14 protein-coding genes are annotated in these 17,530 nt (G+C 65.6%); all 14 read left to right on the forward strand.

What is annotated here, in order from left to right:
- Positions 1-1,799 (forward strand): putative Ig domain-containing protein (locus RMO95_RS01745; protein WP_310448862.1); only part of this gene is annotated, 1,799 nt, incomplete at its 5' end.
- Between the two features lie 87 nt (positions 1,800-1,886).
- Complete coding sequence (locus RMO95_RS01750) at positions 1,887-2,087, forward strand: hypothetical protein (protein WP_310448863.1); 201 nt, start codon at positions 1,887-1,889, stop codon at positions 2,085-2,087.
- A 27-nt stretch (positions 2,088-2,114) separates the two neighbouring features.
- Complete coding sequence (locus tag RMO95_RS01755) at positions 2,115-4,937, forward strand: sensor histidine kinase (RefSeq protein ID WP_310448864.1); 2,823 nt, start codon at positions 2,115-2,117, stop codon at positions 4,935-4,937.
- Positions 4,934-5,299: a response regulator gene (locus RMO95_RS01760; protein WP_310448865.1), complete on the forward strand. Its 366-nt coding sequence runs from the start codon at positions 4,934-4,936 to the stop codon at positions 5,297-5,299. The genes RMO95_RS01755 and RMO95_RS01760 overlap by 4 nt, the downstream gene beginning before the upstream one ends.
- Positions 5,296-7,593, forward strand: coding sequence for an exonuclease domain-containing protein (locus RMO95_RS01765; RefSeq protein WP_310448866.1), 2,298 nt, complete (start codon positions 5,296-5,298; stop codon positions 7,591-7,593). Before RMO95_RS01760 ends, RMO95_RS01765 begins: the two co-directional genes overlap by 4 nt.
- Before the next feature lie 4 nt (positions 7,594-7,597).
- Positions 7,598-8,668, forward strand: a complete 1,071-nt coding sequence (locus RMO95_RS01770; RefSeq protein WP_310448867.1) for a DUF294 nucleotidyltransferase-like domain-containing protein — start codon at positions 7,598-7,600, stop codon at positions 8,666-8,668.
- A gap of 18 nt (positions 8,669-8,686) precedes the next feature.
- On the forward strand, positions 8,687-10,576 hold the full coding sequence (locus RMO95_RS01775; RefSeq protein ID WP_310448868.1) for a DUF294 nucleotidyltransferase-like domain-containing protein: 1,890 nt from the start codon (positions 8,687-8,689) through the stop codon (positions 10,574-10,576).
- A 124-nt stretch (positions 10,577-10,700) separates the two neighbouring features.
- A complete protein-coding gene (locus RMO95_RS01780; protein ID WP_310448869.1) occupies positions 10,701-12,758 on the forward strand; it encodes a ferrous iron transporter B in 2,058 nt (685 codons plus the stop codon).
- A 95-nt stretch (positions 12,759-12,853) separates the two neighbouring features.
- Positions 12,854-13,219, forward strand: coding sequence for a CZB domain-containing protein (locus tag RMO95_RS01785; RefSeq protein WP_310448870.1), 366 nt, complete (start codon positions 12,854-12,856; stop codon positions 13,217-13,219).
- 49 nt (positions 13,220-13,268) lie between these two features.
- Complete coding sequence (locus tag RMO95_RS01790) at positions 13,269-13,748, forward strand: MaoC family dehydratase (protein WP_310448871.1); 480 nt, start codon at positions 13,269-13,271, stop codon at positions 13,746-13,748.
- A complete protein-coding gene (locus RMO95_RS01795) occupies positions 13,745-14,440 on the forward strand; it encodes a nitroreductase (RefSeq protein WP_310448872.1) in 696 nt (231 codons plus the stop codon). Before RMO95_RS01790 ends, RMO95_RS01795 begins: the two co-directional genes overlap by 4 nt.
- Positions 14,433-14,828 (forward strand): RNA-binding S4 domain-containing protein, encoded by a 396-nt coding sequence (locus RMO95_RS01800; protein WP_310448873.1) that lies wholly within the window; start codon positions 14,433-14,435, stop codon positions 14,826-14,828. The genes RMO95_RS01795 and RMO95_RS01800 overlap by 8 nt, the downstream gene beginning before the upstream one ends.
- Positions 14,829-14,983: 155 nt before the next feature.
- A complete protein-coding gene (locus RMO95_RS01805) occupies positions 14,984-16,345 on the forward strand; it encodes a DNA recombination protein RmuC (RefSeq protein WP_310448874.1) in 1,362 nt (453 codons plus the stop codon).
- Positions 16,346-16,631: 286 nt separating this feature from the next.
- Positions 16,632-17,483, forward strand: coding sequence for a Bro-N domain-containing protein (locus tag RMO95_RS01810; RefSeq protein WP_310448875.1), 852 nt, complete (start codon positions 16,632-16,634; stop codon positions 17,481-17,483).
- The last annotated feature ends 47 nt before the right edge of the window (positions 17,484-17,530 follow it).

The following is a 17,530-nucleotide window of genomic DNA, read 5'->3' on the forward strand; positions in this document are numbered from 1 at the left end:
TGCTAACCACCGGATCGGGTGACGATGTGCTGTCCAACACCAATGTCAGCACCAACGACGTGTTCATCACTGGCACGGGCAACGATACCGTCAACGCCGGCGGCGGCGATGATCGGATCGAGACGGGTGATGGAAACGACATACTGGATGGCGGAGCAGGCGGCGACACTCTCACCGGTGGCTTGGGCAACGACACCTTCCAGTTTGTTGCGGCGAACAACGGCAGCGATGTCATCATGGACTTCGCTCTTGGCGACCGTATCAAGGTGACCGATGCCACCTTCACGAAAGGTCTCATCTCCCAGGGCAACGGCACTGCCTTGCTCGCCAATCAGGCCCAGGTCTCGGCCGACGGACTTCATCTCTATATCGGCACCAATGCGACGGCGGGTGCGGAAATCGACATTCGCCTGAATACTGCCGTGGCAGGGCGGTGGCAGGTCAACGGCGATGCGCTGTTCCTCAATACGGCGCTGGTCGGTAGCGTGTCGGTTTCGGGTTCCCCCACGGAAGGGGCGTCACTTGTCGCCACCGACAATCTGAGCGACGCCGACGGACTGGGCACCCTTCTTTACCAGTGGCAATCGAGCAGCGACGGCATCTCCTGGAGCAACGTCAGTACCGATGCCACGCTGGATCTGACCGAAGCCTTGGTCGGCCGGCAGGTCAAAGTGGTCACCAGTTACACCGACGGCTACGGGGTAACACAGAGCGTCACCAGCAACGCCACCGCTGCAGTCGCAAACATCAACGACACCCCGACTCTGACCACCCTCCTCGCCGACCAAAGCGCTACAGCGCATTTCCTGTTTAGCCACACCCTGGTCATTGACAGTTTCAGCGACGTCGATAGTGGCGATTCACTGAGCCTTAGTGCGCGTTTGGCCGACGGCAATGCACTTCCCGCCTGGCTGCACTTCGACAGTGCCACGGGAGCATTCAGCGGCACACCGACCTATCAGTATCTCGGGAATCTGGACATTATTGTTACCGCCACCGATTCCGGCGGTGCCAATGTGACCGATACCTTTACCCTCGCGGTCAGTCCCCCGCCGGCGATCACCGGCACCGCGATAAGCGACGTGCTGATCGGTACAAATAACCCGGACACCCTGAATAGCGGCGACGGCAACGACTTTCTGAACGGCGGCCGTGGTGCCGACCTAATGGTGGGAGGCGTCGGCAACGATGTCTATGTCGTCGACCATCGCTTCGACCAGATCACTGAATTGGCCGACGGTGGATTCGACAGCGTCAGCGCCAGGGCCAGCCATGTCCTCGCCGACAACGTCGAGAACCTCTACCTGACCGGTTCCGTCACGCTGCGCAGCGGTGGCTTCTTCTCCCGGAAGACCACCACCATCGACTTGAACAGCGACGGTACCGGCAACGCATCCGACAACCTGTTGCGCGGCAATCGGGGCCACAACCAACTGGATGGCCTGGGCGGCAACGACACGCTGCTGGGCGGGGCCGGGGCGGATGTCCTGCAGGGGGGCACAGGGGCGGACCGACTGGTGGGCGGTGCCGGGGCCGATGTCTTCGTCTTTGCCGCCGGCGATGGCGGCACCAGCCTGGCGGCAGCCGACATGCTCTACGACTTCGAGGACGGCATCGACCGCATCGCGCTGGCGGGCGGGCTCGACTTTGTCGGTCTGTCCATCAGCCAGGGCAACGGGATCGACACCGCTGCGAGCAACACGGTCATCCGCGCCGGCAGCGAGGAATGTCTGGTCGTGCTGCTCAACGTCAGCCCGGGTTCGATCACAGCGGCGGACTTTTATACCTTGGGAATCTGATCGGCGGGAATTTCGTCGGGAATGGTATTTGGCGCTGCCAGGACGGGTACCATTCTTCCTGGATACGGTTCCTGCTGGAGGTGAGAAATGATCCGCTCCCGACTTACTGCGCAGCGTCTTGCATTCCTGTTCCTGCTCGGCTGTTTCTTCTTCAATTATCCCCTGCTCTCGGTATTCAACCGCGGCGGGGATTTTTTCGGCATGCCGCCGCTTTACGCCTGGTTGATGGGTTCCTGGCTGGCCCTGATCGCGCAAATGGCCTGGGTGGTCGAGAGAAAAGGCGATTGATGCGAACCTGTCCCGCGGAGGCCTGAGATGCTGCAAGCCTGGGTGATCGTCCTCGCCTCGCTGGCCTACCTGGGTATCCTGTTCGCGATCGCCTGGTATGCCGACCGGCGCGCCGATACGGGACGCTCGCTGATCGCCAATCCGGTGGTGTACGCGCTGTCGCTGGGCGTGTATTGCACGACCTGGACCTACTATGGCAGCGTGGGGCGCGCGGCGGCCAACGGCATCGGCTTCCTGCCGATCTATCTGGGGCCGACCCTGCTGTTCGCCCTGGCCGGCTTCATCCTGCACAAGATGATCCGGGTGGCCAAGGCCAATCGCATCACCTCGATCGCCGACTTCGTCGCCTCGCGTTATGGCAAGAGCCAGTTGCTGGGCGGGCTGGTGACGGTGATCGCGGTGGTGGGGGTGATTCCCTACATCGCATTGCAGCTCAAGGCGGTCTCCAACAGCTTTGCGATCCTGACCAGCTATCCCCAGATCATCATGCCGGCGACCGCCGGCGCCGTGCCTATCCTGCAGGACAGCGCGCTGTATGTGGCGATGATCCTGGCCGTGTTCACCATCCTTTTCGGCACGCGCCACCTCGACGCCACCGAGCGCCACGAAGGCATGGTCGCCGCGATCGCGGTCGAGTCCGTGGTCAAGCTGATCGCCTTCCTGGCGGTCGGCATCTTCGTGGTCTGGGGCATGCACGACGGCATCGGCGATATCTTCGCGCGGGCGGCGGCCGCGCCCGAGGTTGCGCGCCGTCTCGCCACCGCCGACTCTCCGGCGGCCTACGGCACCTGGGGCACCCTGGTGTTCCTGTCCCTGTTCGCCGCGCTGCTGCTGCCGCGCCAGTTCCAGATCGCCGTGGTGGAAAACGTCGACGTGAGCCATTTGCGGCGCGCGGTCTGGATGTTTCCCTTGTACCTGTTCCTGATCAACCTGTTCGTGCTGCCGGTGGCCCTGGCCGGCCTGCTGCATTTCCCGGCCGGCACGGTCGATGCCGACACTTTCGTGCTGACCCTGCCGATGGCGCACCAGCACGAGGCGCTGGCGCTGTTCGTGTACATCGGCGGCCTGTCGGCGGCGACCGGCATGGTCATCGTCGAGACCATCGCCTTGTCGACCATGGTCTGCAACGACCTGGTGATGCCGCTCTTGCTGCGCCTGCCGATGCTCGGGTTGGCGGCGCGCGCCGATCTTTCGGGCCTGCTGCTGGAAATCCGGCGCTGGGCGATCGCCATCATCCTCGGTCTCGGCTACCTGTATTTCCGCGTCGCCGGCGAAGCCTATGCGCTGGTGTCGATCGGGCTGATTTCCTTCGCCGCGGTGGCGCAGTTCGCCCCCGTGGTGATCGGCGGCCTGTTCTGGAAAGGCGGCACGCGCGACGGCGCGCTGGCCGGCCTGGCGGGCGGTTTCGCGCTATGGACCTATACCCTGCTGCTGCCCTCGTTCGCCAAGTCGGGCTGGCTGCCGGACGGCTTCATCGCCCATGGCCTGTTCGGCATCGAGCTGTTGCGGCCGCAGCACCTGTTCGGCCTCTCCGGGCTCGACGAGATCACGCATTGCCTGGTGTGGAGCCTGCTGGTCAACCTTGGGGCCTACATCGGCGTATCGCTGCAGCGCGTGCCGAACGTGCGCGAGGCGCGCCAGGCCACCCTCTTCGTCGGCGGCGCCGAGGCCGCCGGCAGTCCCAACTGGCGCGGCAGCGCCGGCGTCACCGACCTGTTGCCGCTGGCCGGCCGCTTCCTCGGCCGCGAACGCGCCGAGGAGGCGTTTTCCCGCCATGCGCAGCAGCGGGGCCTGCGCTCGATCCAGGAACTTCCCGCCGATGCGCGCCTGGTGAGCTTCGCCGAAACCCTGCTGGCGGGCGCCATCGGTTCGGCCTCGGCGCGGGCGATGGTGGCTTCGGTGGTCACCGAGGAACCGCTCGGCCTCGACGAGGTCATGAACATTCTCGACGAGGCTTCCCAGGTGCGGGCCTACACGCGCGAACTGGAGCAGAAATCGCTGGAGCTGACGCGTGCCACGACGGATCTGCGCGAGGCGAACGCCCGGCTGCGCGAACTGGATCGCATGAAGGACGACTTCATTTCCTCGGTGACCCACGAACTGCGCACGCCGTTGACCTCGATCCGCGCCTTCTCCGAAATGCTGCACGAGGATCCGAAGATCGATCTGGCGCAGCGCTCGCGTTTTCTCGGCATCATCGTCAGCGAAGCCGTGCGTCTGTCGCGTCTGATCAACCAGATTCTCGACCTGGCCAAGCTCGAATCGGGCCGCGCGGAATGGACCGTTGCGGCCGTCGATGTCGGCGAAGTGATCCGCGAAGCGGTGGAATCCCTCACCGTGCTCTTCGCCGAAAAGCGCGTGACGCTGGAGGTCGACGTGACGGAGGAGGGGCTCACCGTGATCGCCGACCGCGATCGTTTGATGCAGGTGATGGTCAATCTGCTGTCGAATGCGCTGAAGTTCGTCCCGACCGACAGAGGCCGCGTGAAAGTTGGCGCTGGCGGTACGGCGAGCGAGGTGCGCGTGAGCGTCACCGACAACGGTCCGGGCATCCAGGCCGAGGACCAGGAGGTCATTTTCGACAAGTTCCGCCAGGGTTCGGCGACCACCGACGTGCTCACCGACAAGCCGCAGGGAACCGGTCTCGGCCTGCCGATCAGCCGCCAGATCATCGAGTATTTCAACGGGCGCCTGTGGGTCGAAAGCACACCCGGCGCCGGCGCGCGTTTTGTCTTCACGCTGCCGAGGCAGGCGGGCGATAATGAATCGGTCCCGCAAGGGGATGCCCGTCTGCAAAGCGGAGGCCTCGGTGAGGGGGCACATAATAAATTGTCGAGAGGAGTTGCATGAGTCAGCGCATTTTGATTGTCGATGACGAGCCGAACATCGTTGTTTCGCTCGAGTACCTGATGAAGAAGGAAGGTTTCGAGATTGCCGTGGCGACCGATGGTGAATCCGCGCTGCGGCTGGCCGCCGAGTTCCTTCCCGATCTGGTCCTGCTCGACGTGATGATGCCGAAGAAATCCGGATTCGAAGTCTGCGAGGCGATGCGCGCCGATCCGAGACTCGGGGCCGTGAAAATCATCATGCTCACGGCCAAGGGCCGCGAGACCGAAATCGCCAAGGGCATGGCGCTGGGCGCCGATGCCTACATCACCAAGCCGTTCTCGACCAAGGACCTCGTGCGCCAGATCAAGTCGCTCCTGGCATGAAGGCAAGGCTGCGTTTCATCCTCGCCGCTTGCGTGCTGGGCCTGCTGATGACCGGACCTTTCGCGCTGACCGCGGTGCTGCTGCTGGCCGACGCCAAGGACGCCGAGCGTGCGGCATTCGCCGAGTTCCTGCTGCCGCGCCTGCCGCTGGGCGGGCTGATCACCCTGTTCGGTTTCATCGCCGGGCTGACGCTGTTACGCGCGCTGTTCCAGCAGTATGTGCATGGCCTGCTGCGCATGGCCGAGACCCTGCGCCTGATGCTTGGCGCCAACCGGAATTTCCGCGTGGCGCCCGAAGGCCCTCCCGAAGTGTGCGAACTGGCGCGCGCCGCCAACGACCTGGCGCAGCAGCGCGACGCCTTGTTGAACGATGTCGAAGCGCAGATCCGCCTGGCCAAGGCCACGGTCGAGGAGGAGAAGAACCGGCTCGCCGCGTTGATGTCGGAACTCGCGCTGGGCGTCATCGTCTGCAATCTCGACGGCCGCATCCTGCTCTACAACAGCCGCGCCCGGCTGCAGTTCAAGTCCCTGGCGCAGGGGCCGACCTCGATGAGCGGCGGCGCGCTGATCGGCCTCGGCCGCTCGATATTTTCCATTCTCGAGCGCGGTCAGATCACCCATTCGCTGGAGAACATCCAGCAGCGCCTGCGCAAGGGCAGCGCCGAGCCGACCGCGAACTTCATTACGTCGACACGCGCCGGGCAGTTGTTGCGCTGTCAGATGGCGCCCGTGCTGCGCACGGGCGCCGACAGCGCAACAACTGCCATTGTGAACAACCTCCCCCCCAACCCCCCTCCCGGGGAGGGGGGCGATGAAGTTAGTAGTCAGGCTGCGCCTGCCCATAAAAAAGCCTTGGACAACGCGCTCGGCGCCGAGCAACACGTCACCGGCTACGTGCTGACCATAGAGAACATCACGCGCAGTTTCGAGCGCGAGGCCGAGCGCGACCAGGCCCTGCATTCGCTGACCGACGGCAGCCGTGCGGCGCTGGGCAACATCCGCGCCGCGGTGGAGACGCTGCGCGACTCGCCCGAGATGGCAGCCGATTATCGCGAGCGCTTCACGCGCGTGATCGCCGACGAGGCGGCGGCGATGAGCGCCAGACTCGAAACCACCATGAGCCGCTTCGCCGACTCGCTGAAAACCCGCTGGCCGCTGGAAGACGTGCTGGCGATCGATATCGTGGCAGCGGCGGCGCGGCGCATCGAGGACCGGCTCAAGCTGCCGATCAAGCATGAAAACCAGGACGCCAGCCTGTGGATGCAGGTCGACAGCTTCGCCCTGATCCAGGCCATCACATTTCTCGCCGCGCGCCTGCAGGACCACTATGCGATCCGCGAACTGCGCCTGCGGCTGTCGGCCGAAGGCCGCATGGTCTTCGTCGACCTGATCTGGTCGGGCACGCCGGTGTCGTCCGAGACCCTTTACACCTGGGAACTAGAGCCGATGCATGTCGGCGACGAGAGCAGCCCGCTGACGCTGCGCGACGTGATCAACCGGCATGGCGGCGAAATCTGGTACCAGCGCGACAAGGCGGCACACAACGCCTTCTTCCGCATCGTGCTGCCGGCGGCGGCCGTGCCTGAACTGCAGCCGGAGGACCAGGTGCAGCATTTGCACAGCGACAGCCGGCCCGAGTACTACGACTTCGACCTTTTTGCGACGCGCGATGCGGCAGGCTCCGGCATCGATCCCGAGCGCCGGCTGACCGATCTCGCCTATTCGGTGTTCGATACCGAAACCACCGGACTGGAGCCTTCCAATGGCGACGAGATCATCCAGATGGGCGCCGTGCGCATTGTGAACAACCGCCTGCTGCGGCAGGAAATCTTCGACCAGATGGTCGATCCCGGCGTTCCGCTGAAGCCGGAAGGCATCCCGATACACGGCATCACCGAGGCCATGCTGAGCGGCCAGCCGCGGATTGACGTGGTGCTGCCCGCCTTCCACGAGTTCTGCGCCGAGACCGTGCTGGTGGCGCACAACGCCGCCTTCGACATGCGCTTCTTCCAGTTGAAGGAGGACAGCCTCGGCCTGCGCTTTACCCAGCCCGTGCTCGACACGCTGCTGCTCTCGGCGGTGATCCATCCCAACCAGGAATCGCACCGGCTGGAGAGCATTGCCGAGCGCCTCGGCATCAACGTCATCGGCCGCCACACGGCGCTGGGCGATGCCTTCGTCACCGGCGAGGTGTTCCTCAAGATGATTCCGCTGCTGGCCGACATGGGCATCGTGACCCTGCGCCAGGCGCTCGACGCCGCGCAGCAGACCTATTTCGCCCGGATCAAGTACTGAGGCGATGAGCGAGAGCGAAATCCTGCCCCAGGCCGCAGCCGTCGCCGATTGCAGCGCGCGCATCGCTGCCGCCGCCGATATGGCGGCGCTGGCGGCCTGTGCCGCGAAGGCAAGGCAACTGGCCCTTGCCCTGCAGCGGGAGGAGGTGGGCGCCGCGCTGGTGACCGGCGTCCTGTCCCGGCTCAACGACGCCATCGTGGCGCGGGTGCTGGCCCTGCTCGAACCGCGTTTTCGCCTGCCGCCGGCGCGCTGGTGCTGGCTCGGCCTCGGTTCCGAAGGCCGCCTGGAGCAGACCCTGGCCACCGACCAGGACAACGGCCTGGTGTTTTCCGCCAGCGACGACGGCGAGGCGCGCGGCCTGCGCGAACTGTTCCTGCCTTTCGCCCAGGCGGCGAACCGGGCGCTCGCCGAATGCGGCTTTCCGCTCTGCGACGGCGAGGTCATGGCCGGCAACCCGCACTGGTGCCTGTCGCAATCCGAATGGCTGGAAAATTTCACGGCCTGGGTGCGCACGCCCGAGCCCGAGGCCTTGCTCAACGCGGCGATCTTCTTCGACTTGCGGCCGCTGGCCGGCGACGGCAGCCTGGCCGCGGAGCTGCGCCGCGCCTTGTCGGAACTGACGCGCGGCAACGAGATATTCCTGCGCATGATGAGCGTCAATGCGCTGGCGGCGCCGCCGCCGCTGGGACGCCTGCGCGATTTCGTCACGGCCGCCGAAGCCGGCGGCACGATCGACCTGAAGAAGTTCGGCTCGCGAATATTTGTCGATGCGGCGCGCATACTGGCGCTGGGCGCCGGCATCGCGGCGACGGCCACCGCGCCGCGCCTGCGCCAGGCCGCGCTGGAGGGCGTCATGGCGCCGGCCGATGCCGAAGCGGCGGTGCATGCCTTCCACGCCCTGCAAGGCATACGGCTGGCGGCGCAGGCCGGTAATGTCGACGCCGGCCGGACGCCGGGCAATCAGCTCGATCCCGAGGGCCTCAATGAATTCGACCGCCGCCTGCTGCTCGATGCCCTGCGCCAGGCGCGCACCTTGCAGCAAGGCCTGAAGACCCGATTCCACATCGACACTTGATGCCAGGGAGACTCCATCATGGTTGCTGAAACCCGCGCGGAACTCCTCGCCTTCCTGCGCCAGCATGCGCCGTTCAAGGACATGGGTGCGTTTGCCCTCGACGCGCTGGCATCCAGCCTGACCCCGGTCACGGTGCCCGGCGGCGGCTTGATCCTGACGCCGCGCGACATGCCGCCGGATCTGTTCATCATTCAGGCGGGCAGGGTGCAGGCACGCCAGGCGGGCGACGTCAATCTCACCGACCAGCCCCTCTACGAGCTGCTGCCGGGGCAAAGTTTTCCGCTGGCGGCGGTGGCGGCGAAGCGCTCGGCGATCAATGTCTATTCGGCGGTCGAAGACGTCCAGCTTTGGCGTCTCGCCAGCGCCGACTTTTTCAAGCTGCTGCTGGGCAGCTGCGAATTCAACCGTTTCGTGCTCGACCATGTGGCCGGCCTGCTCGACGCGGCGCGGCGCCAGATCGAGATCCAGTTCGGCCAGCGCAATGTCGATCAGCAGCCGCTCAACTCGCAGCTTTCCGCCTTCCTGCGGCCGGCGGTGATCAGCGTCACGCCGCAGACGCCGATCCGCCAGGCCATGGAAACCATGGTGCAGGCCAAGGTCGGCTCGGTGATCGTCACCGATGCCGACAACCGGTCGCTCGGCATATTCACCCAAAGCGATGCGCTGCGCCGCGTGGTGATTCCGGACTACCCGACCGCCGCGCCGATCGAGGAGGTGATGACCACCGCACCGGTGACCATCCCGGCCCACGCCACGGCCTATGACGCCATGCTGGCGATGGCGACGCACGGCATCCGCCACCTGGTGATCGTCGACGCCGGCGAGCGGGTGGCCGGGGTGGTTTCCGAGCGCGACCTGTTCGCCATGCAGCGCATCGGCCTGCGCAACGTGCGCCGGGTGATCGAGGCCGCCGCGGACATCGACAGCCTGAGCCAGGCGGCCGGCGACGTGCGCCGCCTGTGCCTCAACATGCTGGGCCAGGGCGTCAGCGCCGAGCAACTGACGCAGTTCATCTCCGGCCTCAACGACAACCTGACGCGCCGCGTGATCGAGATCAACCTGGCGCAGCACGACCTGTTCGGACTCGACTGGGCCTGGCTGGCCTTCGGCTCGGAGGGACGCGACGAGCAGACCTTCAGCACCGATCAGGACAATGGAATAATTTTCATCTGCCCCGATTTCGCCGACCGCGATGCGCTGCAGCTGCGCTTCCTCGATTTCGCCCGCGACGTCAATCAGGGCCTGGCGCGCTGCGGTTTTCCGCTGTGCAAGGGCAACATCATGGCCAGCAACCCGCTCTGGTGCCTGACCCAGGACGAGTGGCAAGAGCGCTTCACGCAATGGATACGCGCGCCGGAGCCGGAGGCGCTGCTGAACGCCACGATCTTTTTCGATTTCCGCCCGTTGTACGGCAACCTGGCGCTGGCCAAGGCCTTGCGCAAATGGCTGCTGGGCATGACCGACAGCGCCCGGCTGTTCCTGCGCCTGATGGCCGAGAATGCGCTGAAGTCGGCGCCGCCGCTGGGCGTGATCCGCGATTTCGTCTATGACAGCAAGGCGGATTTTCCCCATACGCTCGACCTCAAGGCCTTCGGCGCGCGCCCCGTCGTCGATGCCGCTCGCATCATCGCGCTGGCCAACGGCATTGCCCACAGCAGCACCGTGGAACGCCTGCGCGCCGCCGCCCTGCAGAAACTGCTGGGCAACGACGACGTCCATGCGGTGATCGAAGGCTTCTTCTTCATCCAGCAGCTGCGCCTGCAGAACCAGCGCGGCGGCACGGCGCCGGGCGGCGAGAACCGCATCGACCCGGACCAGCTCAACGAACTGGACCGGCAGGTGCTGAAGGAGGCCTTCAAGCAGGTCAAGCGCCTGCAGTCGCGGCTGCAGCTCGAATACAGGCTTTAGCGGGGATGCTGCCTACATTCGAGCCATGCCCCGTAGGAGCGAGCTTGCTCGCGAAAAGCCGGGACGATAGAAGATCCCTTGGCTTCGCGAGCAAGCTCGCTCCTACCAGGCAGCGGCAATTTTCATGAACTATTCCGAAACCACCGTTCCCCTGCGCACCCCGCTGTTCCGCAGCGAGCGGCGCCTGCGCATCGCCCTGGTGGGGATGCCGGGCAGCGGCAAGACGACCTTGTTCGAGGCGGTGTCGAGCACGGCGCCGCAGCGCGGCGAATTGAGCGGGACGCATCGCGTCTACCGCGAATGCACGGTACAGATCGGCCTCGACGAAGCCAGCGTGGTCGACCTGCCGAGCATCCATTCCCTGCACCATCTGGAGGGCGACGATCTTTCGGCGCTGAAATACCTGCTCTGGGGCGACGAGCGTCCGCCGGTTTCGGTACATGAACGGTCCGGGCCGCCCGCGCCCTTCGCGCCGCCGGACCTGATCATCCAGGTGGTCGACGCCACCAGCCTGCAAAGCCACCTGGAACTGACGCTGGAACTCTCCCAGCTCGGGCGCCCGATCGTGCTGGCGCTGAACCGCATGGACGAGGCGGCGAACAAGGGCCTCTACATCAACATCAAGTCCCTCGAACAGCTGCTGGGCATGCCCGTGGTGCCGACCGTGGCGCTGATGGGGCAGGGCCTGGCGCAGCTGTTCGATGCTGCCGTGAATGCCGCCCGCGATGCCACCTGTCCGCTGCCGCAGCCGCCCAGCCGGCACATCGCCGACAGCCTGCAGCCGCTCAGCGCGGCGCTGAACCGCCCCGAGATCCATGCGGCGTTTCGCGTGCCGCATCCCTTGCTGCTGCTGCAGTTCGCCGCGGCCGACGGCTTCATCGAAGACGAGTTGGCGCAGCATTTTCCCGCTTTGCTGCCGCAGTTGCGCGCCCTGCGCGCGACCGCCGGCCTGAAGCTGCCGCGGCCGCTGGCCGAGGAACTCCATGCCGACCGCCACCATTGCGCCGCCAGCGTGGTCGAGGCGGCGCTGCGCATGGGATCGCCTGCTCAGGGTTATGGAGTGCGCGACTGGCGCTACTGGCTCGACGAGCTGTTCCTGCATCCGCAATGGGGCCTGATCGGCAGCCTCGCGGTGTTCGGCGCGGTGCTGTTCGTCGTCTTCGAAATCAGCGGCTGGATCGATTCGATGACCACGGTGCGCCTGGCCGAGGCCTTCGCCGGCTGGCAGCCGCAGGGCACCGCCGGCGTGGTCGGGCGCGCCGTGACGGACGGCCTGATCGGCCTGACCGGCATCGTGGTGCCTTACATGATTCCGCTGGTGATGCTGCTGGTGGCGCTGGAGGAAGCCGGGCTGATGCAGCGCATCGCCTTCGTCGTCGACCGCGGCTTCCACCAGATCGGCCTGCATGGCGGCGTCGCCGTACCCTTCCTGCTCGGCCTGGGCTGCAACGTGCCGGCCATCTCCGGCGCGGCGCGGGTGACCGGCGGCCGCGAGCGCGTGATCGCCTCGGTGCTGATCACCTTCGTGCCCTGCTCGGCGCGTTCGGCGATCATTCTCGCGCTCGCCGGCAAGTATCTCGGTGCCGCGGGCGTGCTTGGCATATTCGCACTGACCCTGATCATCATCGCCGTGATGGGGCGCCTGCTGTCGCGCCGCGACCGCGAACTGGGCCCCGGCCAGGTCCAGGAAATCCCGGCCTATGCGCTGCCGGACTGGCGCAAACTGCTGGCCGAGACCTGGGAACGCACCAGCGACATCCTGACCATCGTCACGCCGCTGCTGGTGGGCGGCAGCGTGGTGCTGGCGCTGCTCAATCACGTCGGCGCCGACAGCCTGATCAACACGCTGCTGAACCCGGTCACGGTCTGGTGGCTGGGCCTGCCGCTGGCGCTCGGCGTGCCGCTGCTGTTCGGCGTGCTGCGCAAGGAACTGTCGCTGCTGATGATCTACCAGGCGCTGGGCACCCACGACATCGGCGCGTTGCTCGATTCGCTGCAGATCGTGACCTTGCTGCTGTTCCTGACCTTCTATATTCCCTGCGTGTCGACCTTCGCCGTGATGCTGAAAACCATCGGCCGCCGCGATGCCCTGGTCTCGGTGGCGCTGTCGGTCGGCGTGGCCCTGCTGGTCAGCGGCATGGTGCGTTTCGGACTGGGAGCCGCGCGGCTGCTGACGGGATAGAATCGGCGCAGCCATTCGACATTGCACCTGCGCCGCGGCCGGCCGGGAGTGTTACCTTAAGCAATCCGCAAACTTTGCAACGAGAGGCGCCAACCATGCAAGGATTCGATTTCGACCATGCCCTGACCATGCATCGCGCATGGAAAATGAAATTCCAGCTGGCGCTGGGCAGCGTCAGCAATCGCGGTTACGACACGCAGCCGATCGGCGATGCGGCACAGTGCAGCCTCGGCCAGTGGTTGGCGGCGAACGCCGGCGAGCTCGCCGGCTATGCCTCGGCGCAGGAACTGCTGAAGGTGCACGAGGAGTTCCACCGGCGCTCGAAATCCATCGCCGACGACATCCGGAACGGCAAGATCCTGCGCATGACCGACCAGCCCATCGTCGACTACCTGGCCCTGTCCGGCAAGATCGAAGCCCTGCTGGAGCAGCTCGACGGCGATCTGAAGCCGGTGATATGACGCGCTCGCAAACCTATCCAGTCCGCCCGAAGCACGACAAAGGACAGGCATGAATCCGCAGAACGGCTACGACATTGAAGACATGGCGGTCGGCATGAGCGCAGAAACCGCCAAGACCATCACCGAGACCGACATCGTGCTGTTTTCGGCCGTGTCGACCGACGTCAACGCGGTGCATCTGGACGAGGAATACGCGCAGACCACACAGTTCGGCGGCCGCATCGCGCATGGCATGCTGACCGCCAGCCTGTTGTCGGCCGTGATGGGCAATCGCCTGCCCGGTCCCGGCGTGATCTACGTCAGCCAGTCGCTGCGCTTTCGCGCGCCGGTGCGCCCCGGCGACACGGTGCGGGCGAAGGTGACGGTCAAGCAGGTCATCGCGGAAAAATGCCGGGTGGTGCTCGACACCGTGTGCAGCGTGGGCGGCAAGGTGGTCATCGACGGCGAAGCCACGGTCATGACCACCTCGCGCGCCAAGCGCGAAGCGGCCGCCAGGCAAGCCCTCGCCGCAGTCAGCCTGGCCCGTTGAATTTGACGCCGGAAGCCCAGCAGGCCGCGCTCGACGCCGTGATGGCCGGGCGCCACTCGGTGCGCGCCTTCCTGCCGACGACGGTGCCGCGCGAGCTGCTGGCCGAAATCCTGAGCATGGCGCGCCGCGCGCCCTCGGGCACCAATCTGCAGCCCTGGCGCGTGCATGTGCTGTCCGGCGCCGCGCGCCAGCGCCTGGTCGAGGCCGTCTGCGCCGCCTACGATGCCGACGAGCCCGGCCACCGCGCCGAATACAACTACTATCCCGCCGAGTTCTTCGAGCCCTACCTGGCGCGCCGGCGCAAGATCGGCTGGGGCCTCTACGGCCTGCTCGGCATCGTCAAGGGCGACGCGCCGAAAATGCGCGCGCAGATGCGCCGCAACTACGAGTTCTTCGGCGCCCCGGTCGGCCTGATCTTCAGCATCGACCGCCGCATGGGGCAGGGCGGCTGGCTCGACTACGGCATGTTCCTGCAAGGCGTGATGCTCGCCGCGCGCGCCCGCGGCCTCGACACCTGTCCGCAGGTGGCCTGGCTCGACTATCACCGCATCATTGCCGAGGTGCTCGGCTTCGGGCCGCAGGAACAACTGGTCTGCGGCATGTCGCTGGGCTACGCCGATGCGGCGGCGGTCGAAAACAGCCTGGCCACCGAGCGCGCCGCACTCGACGAATTCGTCGCCTTCCATGACTGAGAACGCGGACCAAAGTGCGCGCCAGCGCATCGACAAGTGGCTCTGGGCCGCGCGCTTCTTCAAGACGCGCAGCCTCGCCGCCGCCGCGGTCGAAGGCGGCAAGGTCAGGTGGAACGGCCAGACGGTGAAGCCGGCGCGCGAACTGAAGCCCGGCGACGAGCTGGAAATCTCCGCCGGCGAGCTGCGCTGGACGGTCATCGTGCGCGGCCTCAATGCGCAGCGGCGGCCGGCGCCGGAAGCCCGCCTGCTCTACGAAGAAACTGCCGAAAGTCTGGCGCGGCGCCTGCAGTTGGAGGAAATCCGCCGCCTCGCGCCGATGCCCGGCGCCGGCCTCAAGGGCCGGCCGACCAAGAAGGCGGGCCGGCTGATCCGCGGCTTCAACGAATGATGCGCTGGCAAGGTCTATGATGAATTTGGATCAATCGACAGAAAAATCCTCTGTAGGAGCCAGCTTGCTGGCGATGCGGCGGTAGTTATCGCGACCAAGCTCGCTCCTGCGGGGGCGCAGCTTACGAGATCAATAAGGCGAGGCAAGGCATGGAAATGAGCGTGGCATTGGTGGTGGGCTTGCTGCTCGGCGGCGGGCTGGTCGGCTTTTTCCTGCTGGCGCGCATGCGCGAAACCCAGGCGCAACTGGCCCAGCGCGAAAGCGAACTGGCCGCGTTGCGCGCCCAGGAGTCGACGCTGGCGATACGCTGCGCCACGCTGCAAACCGAGCTGGAAAAGGACCAGGCGCTGTTCGCCGAGCGCCAGGCTACGCTCGAAGCCGCGCGCGACAGCTTCGCCGACGCTTTCAAGGTGATCTCGGCCGATGCGCTGGCGAAGAACAACCAGTCCTTCCTCGAACTCGCCCGCGCCACGCTGGAGGCGCAACAGGCGGCGGCGCTGGCCTCGGCGAAAACCGACCTCGACCGCCGCCAGCTCGCCATCGGCGAACTGGTGGCGCCGGTGAAGACCTCGCTGGAAAAATTCGAACTGCAAATCCAGGGCATAGAGAAATCCCGCATCGACGCTTATGCCACGCTGACCGAGCAGGTGCGCGCCATGGCGGTGGCCCAAGGCGACTTGCGCCTGGAAACCGGCAATCTGGTCAAGGCCCTGCGCGCGCCGCAGACGCGCGGGCGCTGGGGCGAACTGCAATTGAAGCGCGTGGTCGAGATGGCCGGCATGCTCGACCACTGCGATTTCTTCGAACAGGCCAGCACCAACACCGAGGACGGCCGCCTGCGTCCCGACCTGATCGTCAGGCTGCCCGGCGGCAAGAACATCGTGGTCGACGCCAAGGCGCCGCTGGCCGCCTACCTCGAAGCGCTGGAGGCCAGCGACGAGGACGAGAAGAAACGCAAGCTGGCCGACCACGCGCGCCAGGTGCGCGACCATCTCAGGAAGCTCGGACAGAAGGCCTATTGGGAACAGTTTCAGCCCTCGCCGGATTTTGTCGTGCTGTTCCTGCCCGGCGAAATGTTCTACTCTGCCGCGCTGGAAGCCGACCCCTCGCTGATCGAGCAGGGCGTCGAGCAGCGCGTGATCCTCGCCACGCCGACCACGCTGATCGCGTTGCTGCGCGCCGTGGCCTATGGCTGGACGCAGCAGGCCCTGACCGAGAACGCCGAGCGCATCAGCCTGCTCGGACGCGAGCTATACGAGCGCATCGCCACCGTGACCGAGCACTGGGGCCGCGTCGGCAAGAACCTCGGCGAGGCCGTCGGCGCCTACAACAAGTCGGTGGCCTCGATGGAAAGCCGCGTGCTGGTTTCGGCGCGCAAGTTCCGCGACCTCAAGGTGGCCGGCGAGGACAAGGAAATCGCCGACCTGAACCCGGTCGAGGCGCTGCCGCGCGACGTGCAGGCGCCGGAGTTGCTGGAAAAAGACTTGCCGGCGCCGGACAATAGGCTCACCCCATGAGCCTCGCGGCCGGCAGACTGTGCTCCATTCACCAGGAGGCAGTCCCATGTACACCGATCAGATCTTCGTTCAGCAGCCCGTCCATCCCGGCGATCTCGCCGTATTCATCGTCACCACCACCCTGTGCGCCCTGGGCGCCTTGATGCTGCCGCTGGCCGGGTGATGCGTGGCGATCTTCGGCGACAAAGAAGCGATGTCCCCCGGATGCATGCAGGGTTCGCGATAAACGTCGAAGTGGAGTCCGGCAAGACGACTGATGGAATGCTGAAGCGTGAGGGGAGATGTCATGAGCAACATCAAGCTATTTGAATCGAAGCAGATTCGCTCGATCTGGAGCGAAGATGATCGGAAGTGGTATTTCTCGGTCACCGATGTCGTCGCGGCGCTGACTGACAGCCCGAATCCGCGGGACTACTGGTATCGCATCAAACAACGGGAAAAAATCAGCGGAATTGAACTGTCGACAATCTGTCGACAGTTGAAACTGGAAGCTCCTGATAGCAAGTTGCGCGAAACCGACTGTTCCCATACCGAAGGCCTGCTCCGCATCATCCAGTCCATCCCTTCCCCCAAAGCAGAACCCTTCAAGCGCTGGCTGGCGAAGGTCGGCTATGAGCGCCTGGAGGAAATCGAAAACCCGGAACTCGCCGCCAAGCGTATGCGCGAGCTGTACCAAGCCAAGGGCTATAGCGACGAATGGATCGAAAAGCGCGTGCGCGGCATCGCCATCCGCGACGAACTCACCAACGAATGGCAGAAGCGCGGCGTCAAGCAGCAGCGCGAATACGCCATCCTCACCGCGGAAATCAGCCGCGCTACCTTCGGCATGACGCCCGCCGAGTACAAGGACTTCAAGAGCCTCGACAAACCGGCCGACAACCTGCGCGACCACATGACCGACCTGGAGCTGATCTTCACCATGCTGGGCGAAGCCTCCACCACCGAGATCGCCCGCAACCGGGATGCCCAGGGCTACGACCGAAACCGCGAAGCTGCCGTCGAGGGCGGCACCGTGGCTGGCAACGCACGGCTGGACCTGGAGCAGAAGTCTGGCCGGCGCGTGGCCAGTCGCGAGAATTACAAGGCGCTGCCGGAAGCGGTGATGCGCAAGAAACTGAAGAAGAAGGTGTCGGGATGAGGCGAGCCGACTTGCTGCGGCAACGGAGGCAATGCCTTTTCACCACA

The organism is Sulfuritalea sp. (genome assembly GCF_031426875.1).
Lineage (GTDB): Bacteria > Pseudomonadota > Gammaproteobacteria > Burkholderiales > Rhodocyclaceae > Sulfuritalea.

Bases quoted from the DNA above. Each gene is read 5' to 3' on its own strand.
- RMO95_RS01785 (WP_310448870.1), top strand. From the start codon at position 12,854: ATGCAAGGATTCGATTTCGACCATGCCCTGACCATGCATCGCGCATGG.
- RMO95_RS01775 (WP_310448868.1), top strand. From the start codon at position 8,687: ATGGTTGCTGAAACCCGCGCGGAACTCCTCGCCTTCCTGCGCCAGCAT.
- RMO95_RS01790 (WP_310448871.1), top strand. From the start codon at position 13,269: ATGAATCCGCAGAACGGCTACGACATTGAAGACATGGCGGTCGGCATG.
- RMO95_RS01770 (WP_310448867.1), top strand. From the start codon at position 7,598: ATGAGCGAGAGCGAAATCCTGCCCCAGGCCGCAGCCGTCGCCGATTGC.
- RMO95_RS01750 (WP_310448863.1), top strand. From the start codon at position 1,887: ATGATCCGCTCCCGACTTACTGCGCAGCGTCTTGCATTCCTGTTCCTG.
- RMO95_RS01780 (WP_310448869.1), top strand. From the start codon at position 10,701: ATGAACTATTCCGAAACCACCGTTCCCCTGCGCACCCCGCTGTTCCGC.
- RMO95_RS01760 (WP_310448865.1), top strand. From the start codon at position 4,934: ATGAGTCAGCGCATTTTGATTGTCGATGACGAGCCGAACATCGTTGTT.
- RMO95_RS01755 (WP_310448864.1), top strand. From the start codon at position 2,115: ATGCTGCAAGCCTGGGTGATCGTCCTCGCCTCGCTGGCCTACCTGGGT.
- RMO95_RS01805 (WP_310448874.1), top strand. From the start codon at position 14,984: ATGAGCGTGGCATTGGTGGTGGGCTTGCTGCTCGGCGGCGGGCTGGTC.
- RMO95_RS01765 (WP_310448866.1), top strand. From the start codon at position 5,296: ATGAAGGCAAGGCTGCGTTTCATCCTCGCCGCTTGCGTGCTGGGCCTG.
- RMO95_RS01810 (WP_310448875.1), top strand. From the start codon at position 16,632: ATGAGCAACATCAAGCTATTTGAATCGAAGCAGATTCGCTCGATCTGG.
- RMO95_RS01800 (WP_310448873.1), top strand. From the start codon at position 14,433: ATGACTGAGAACGCGGACCAAAGTGCGCGCCAGCGCATCGACAAGTGG.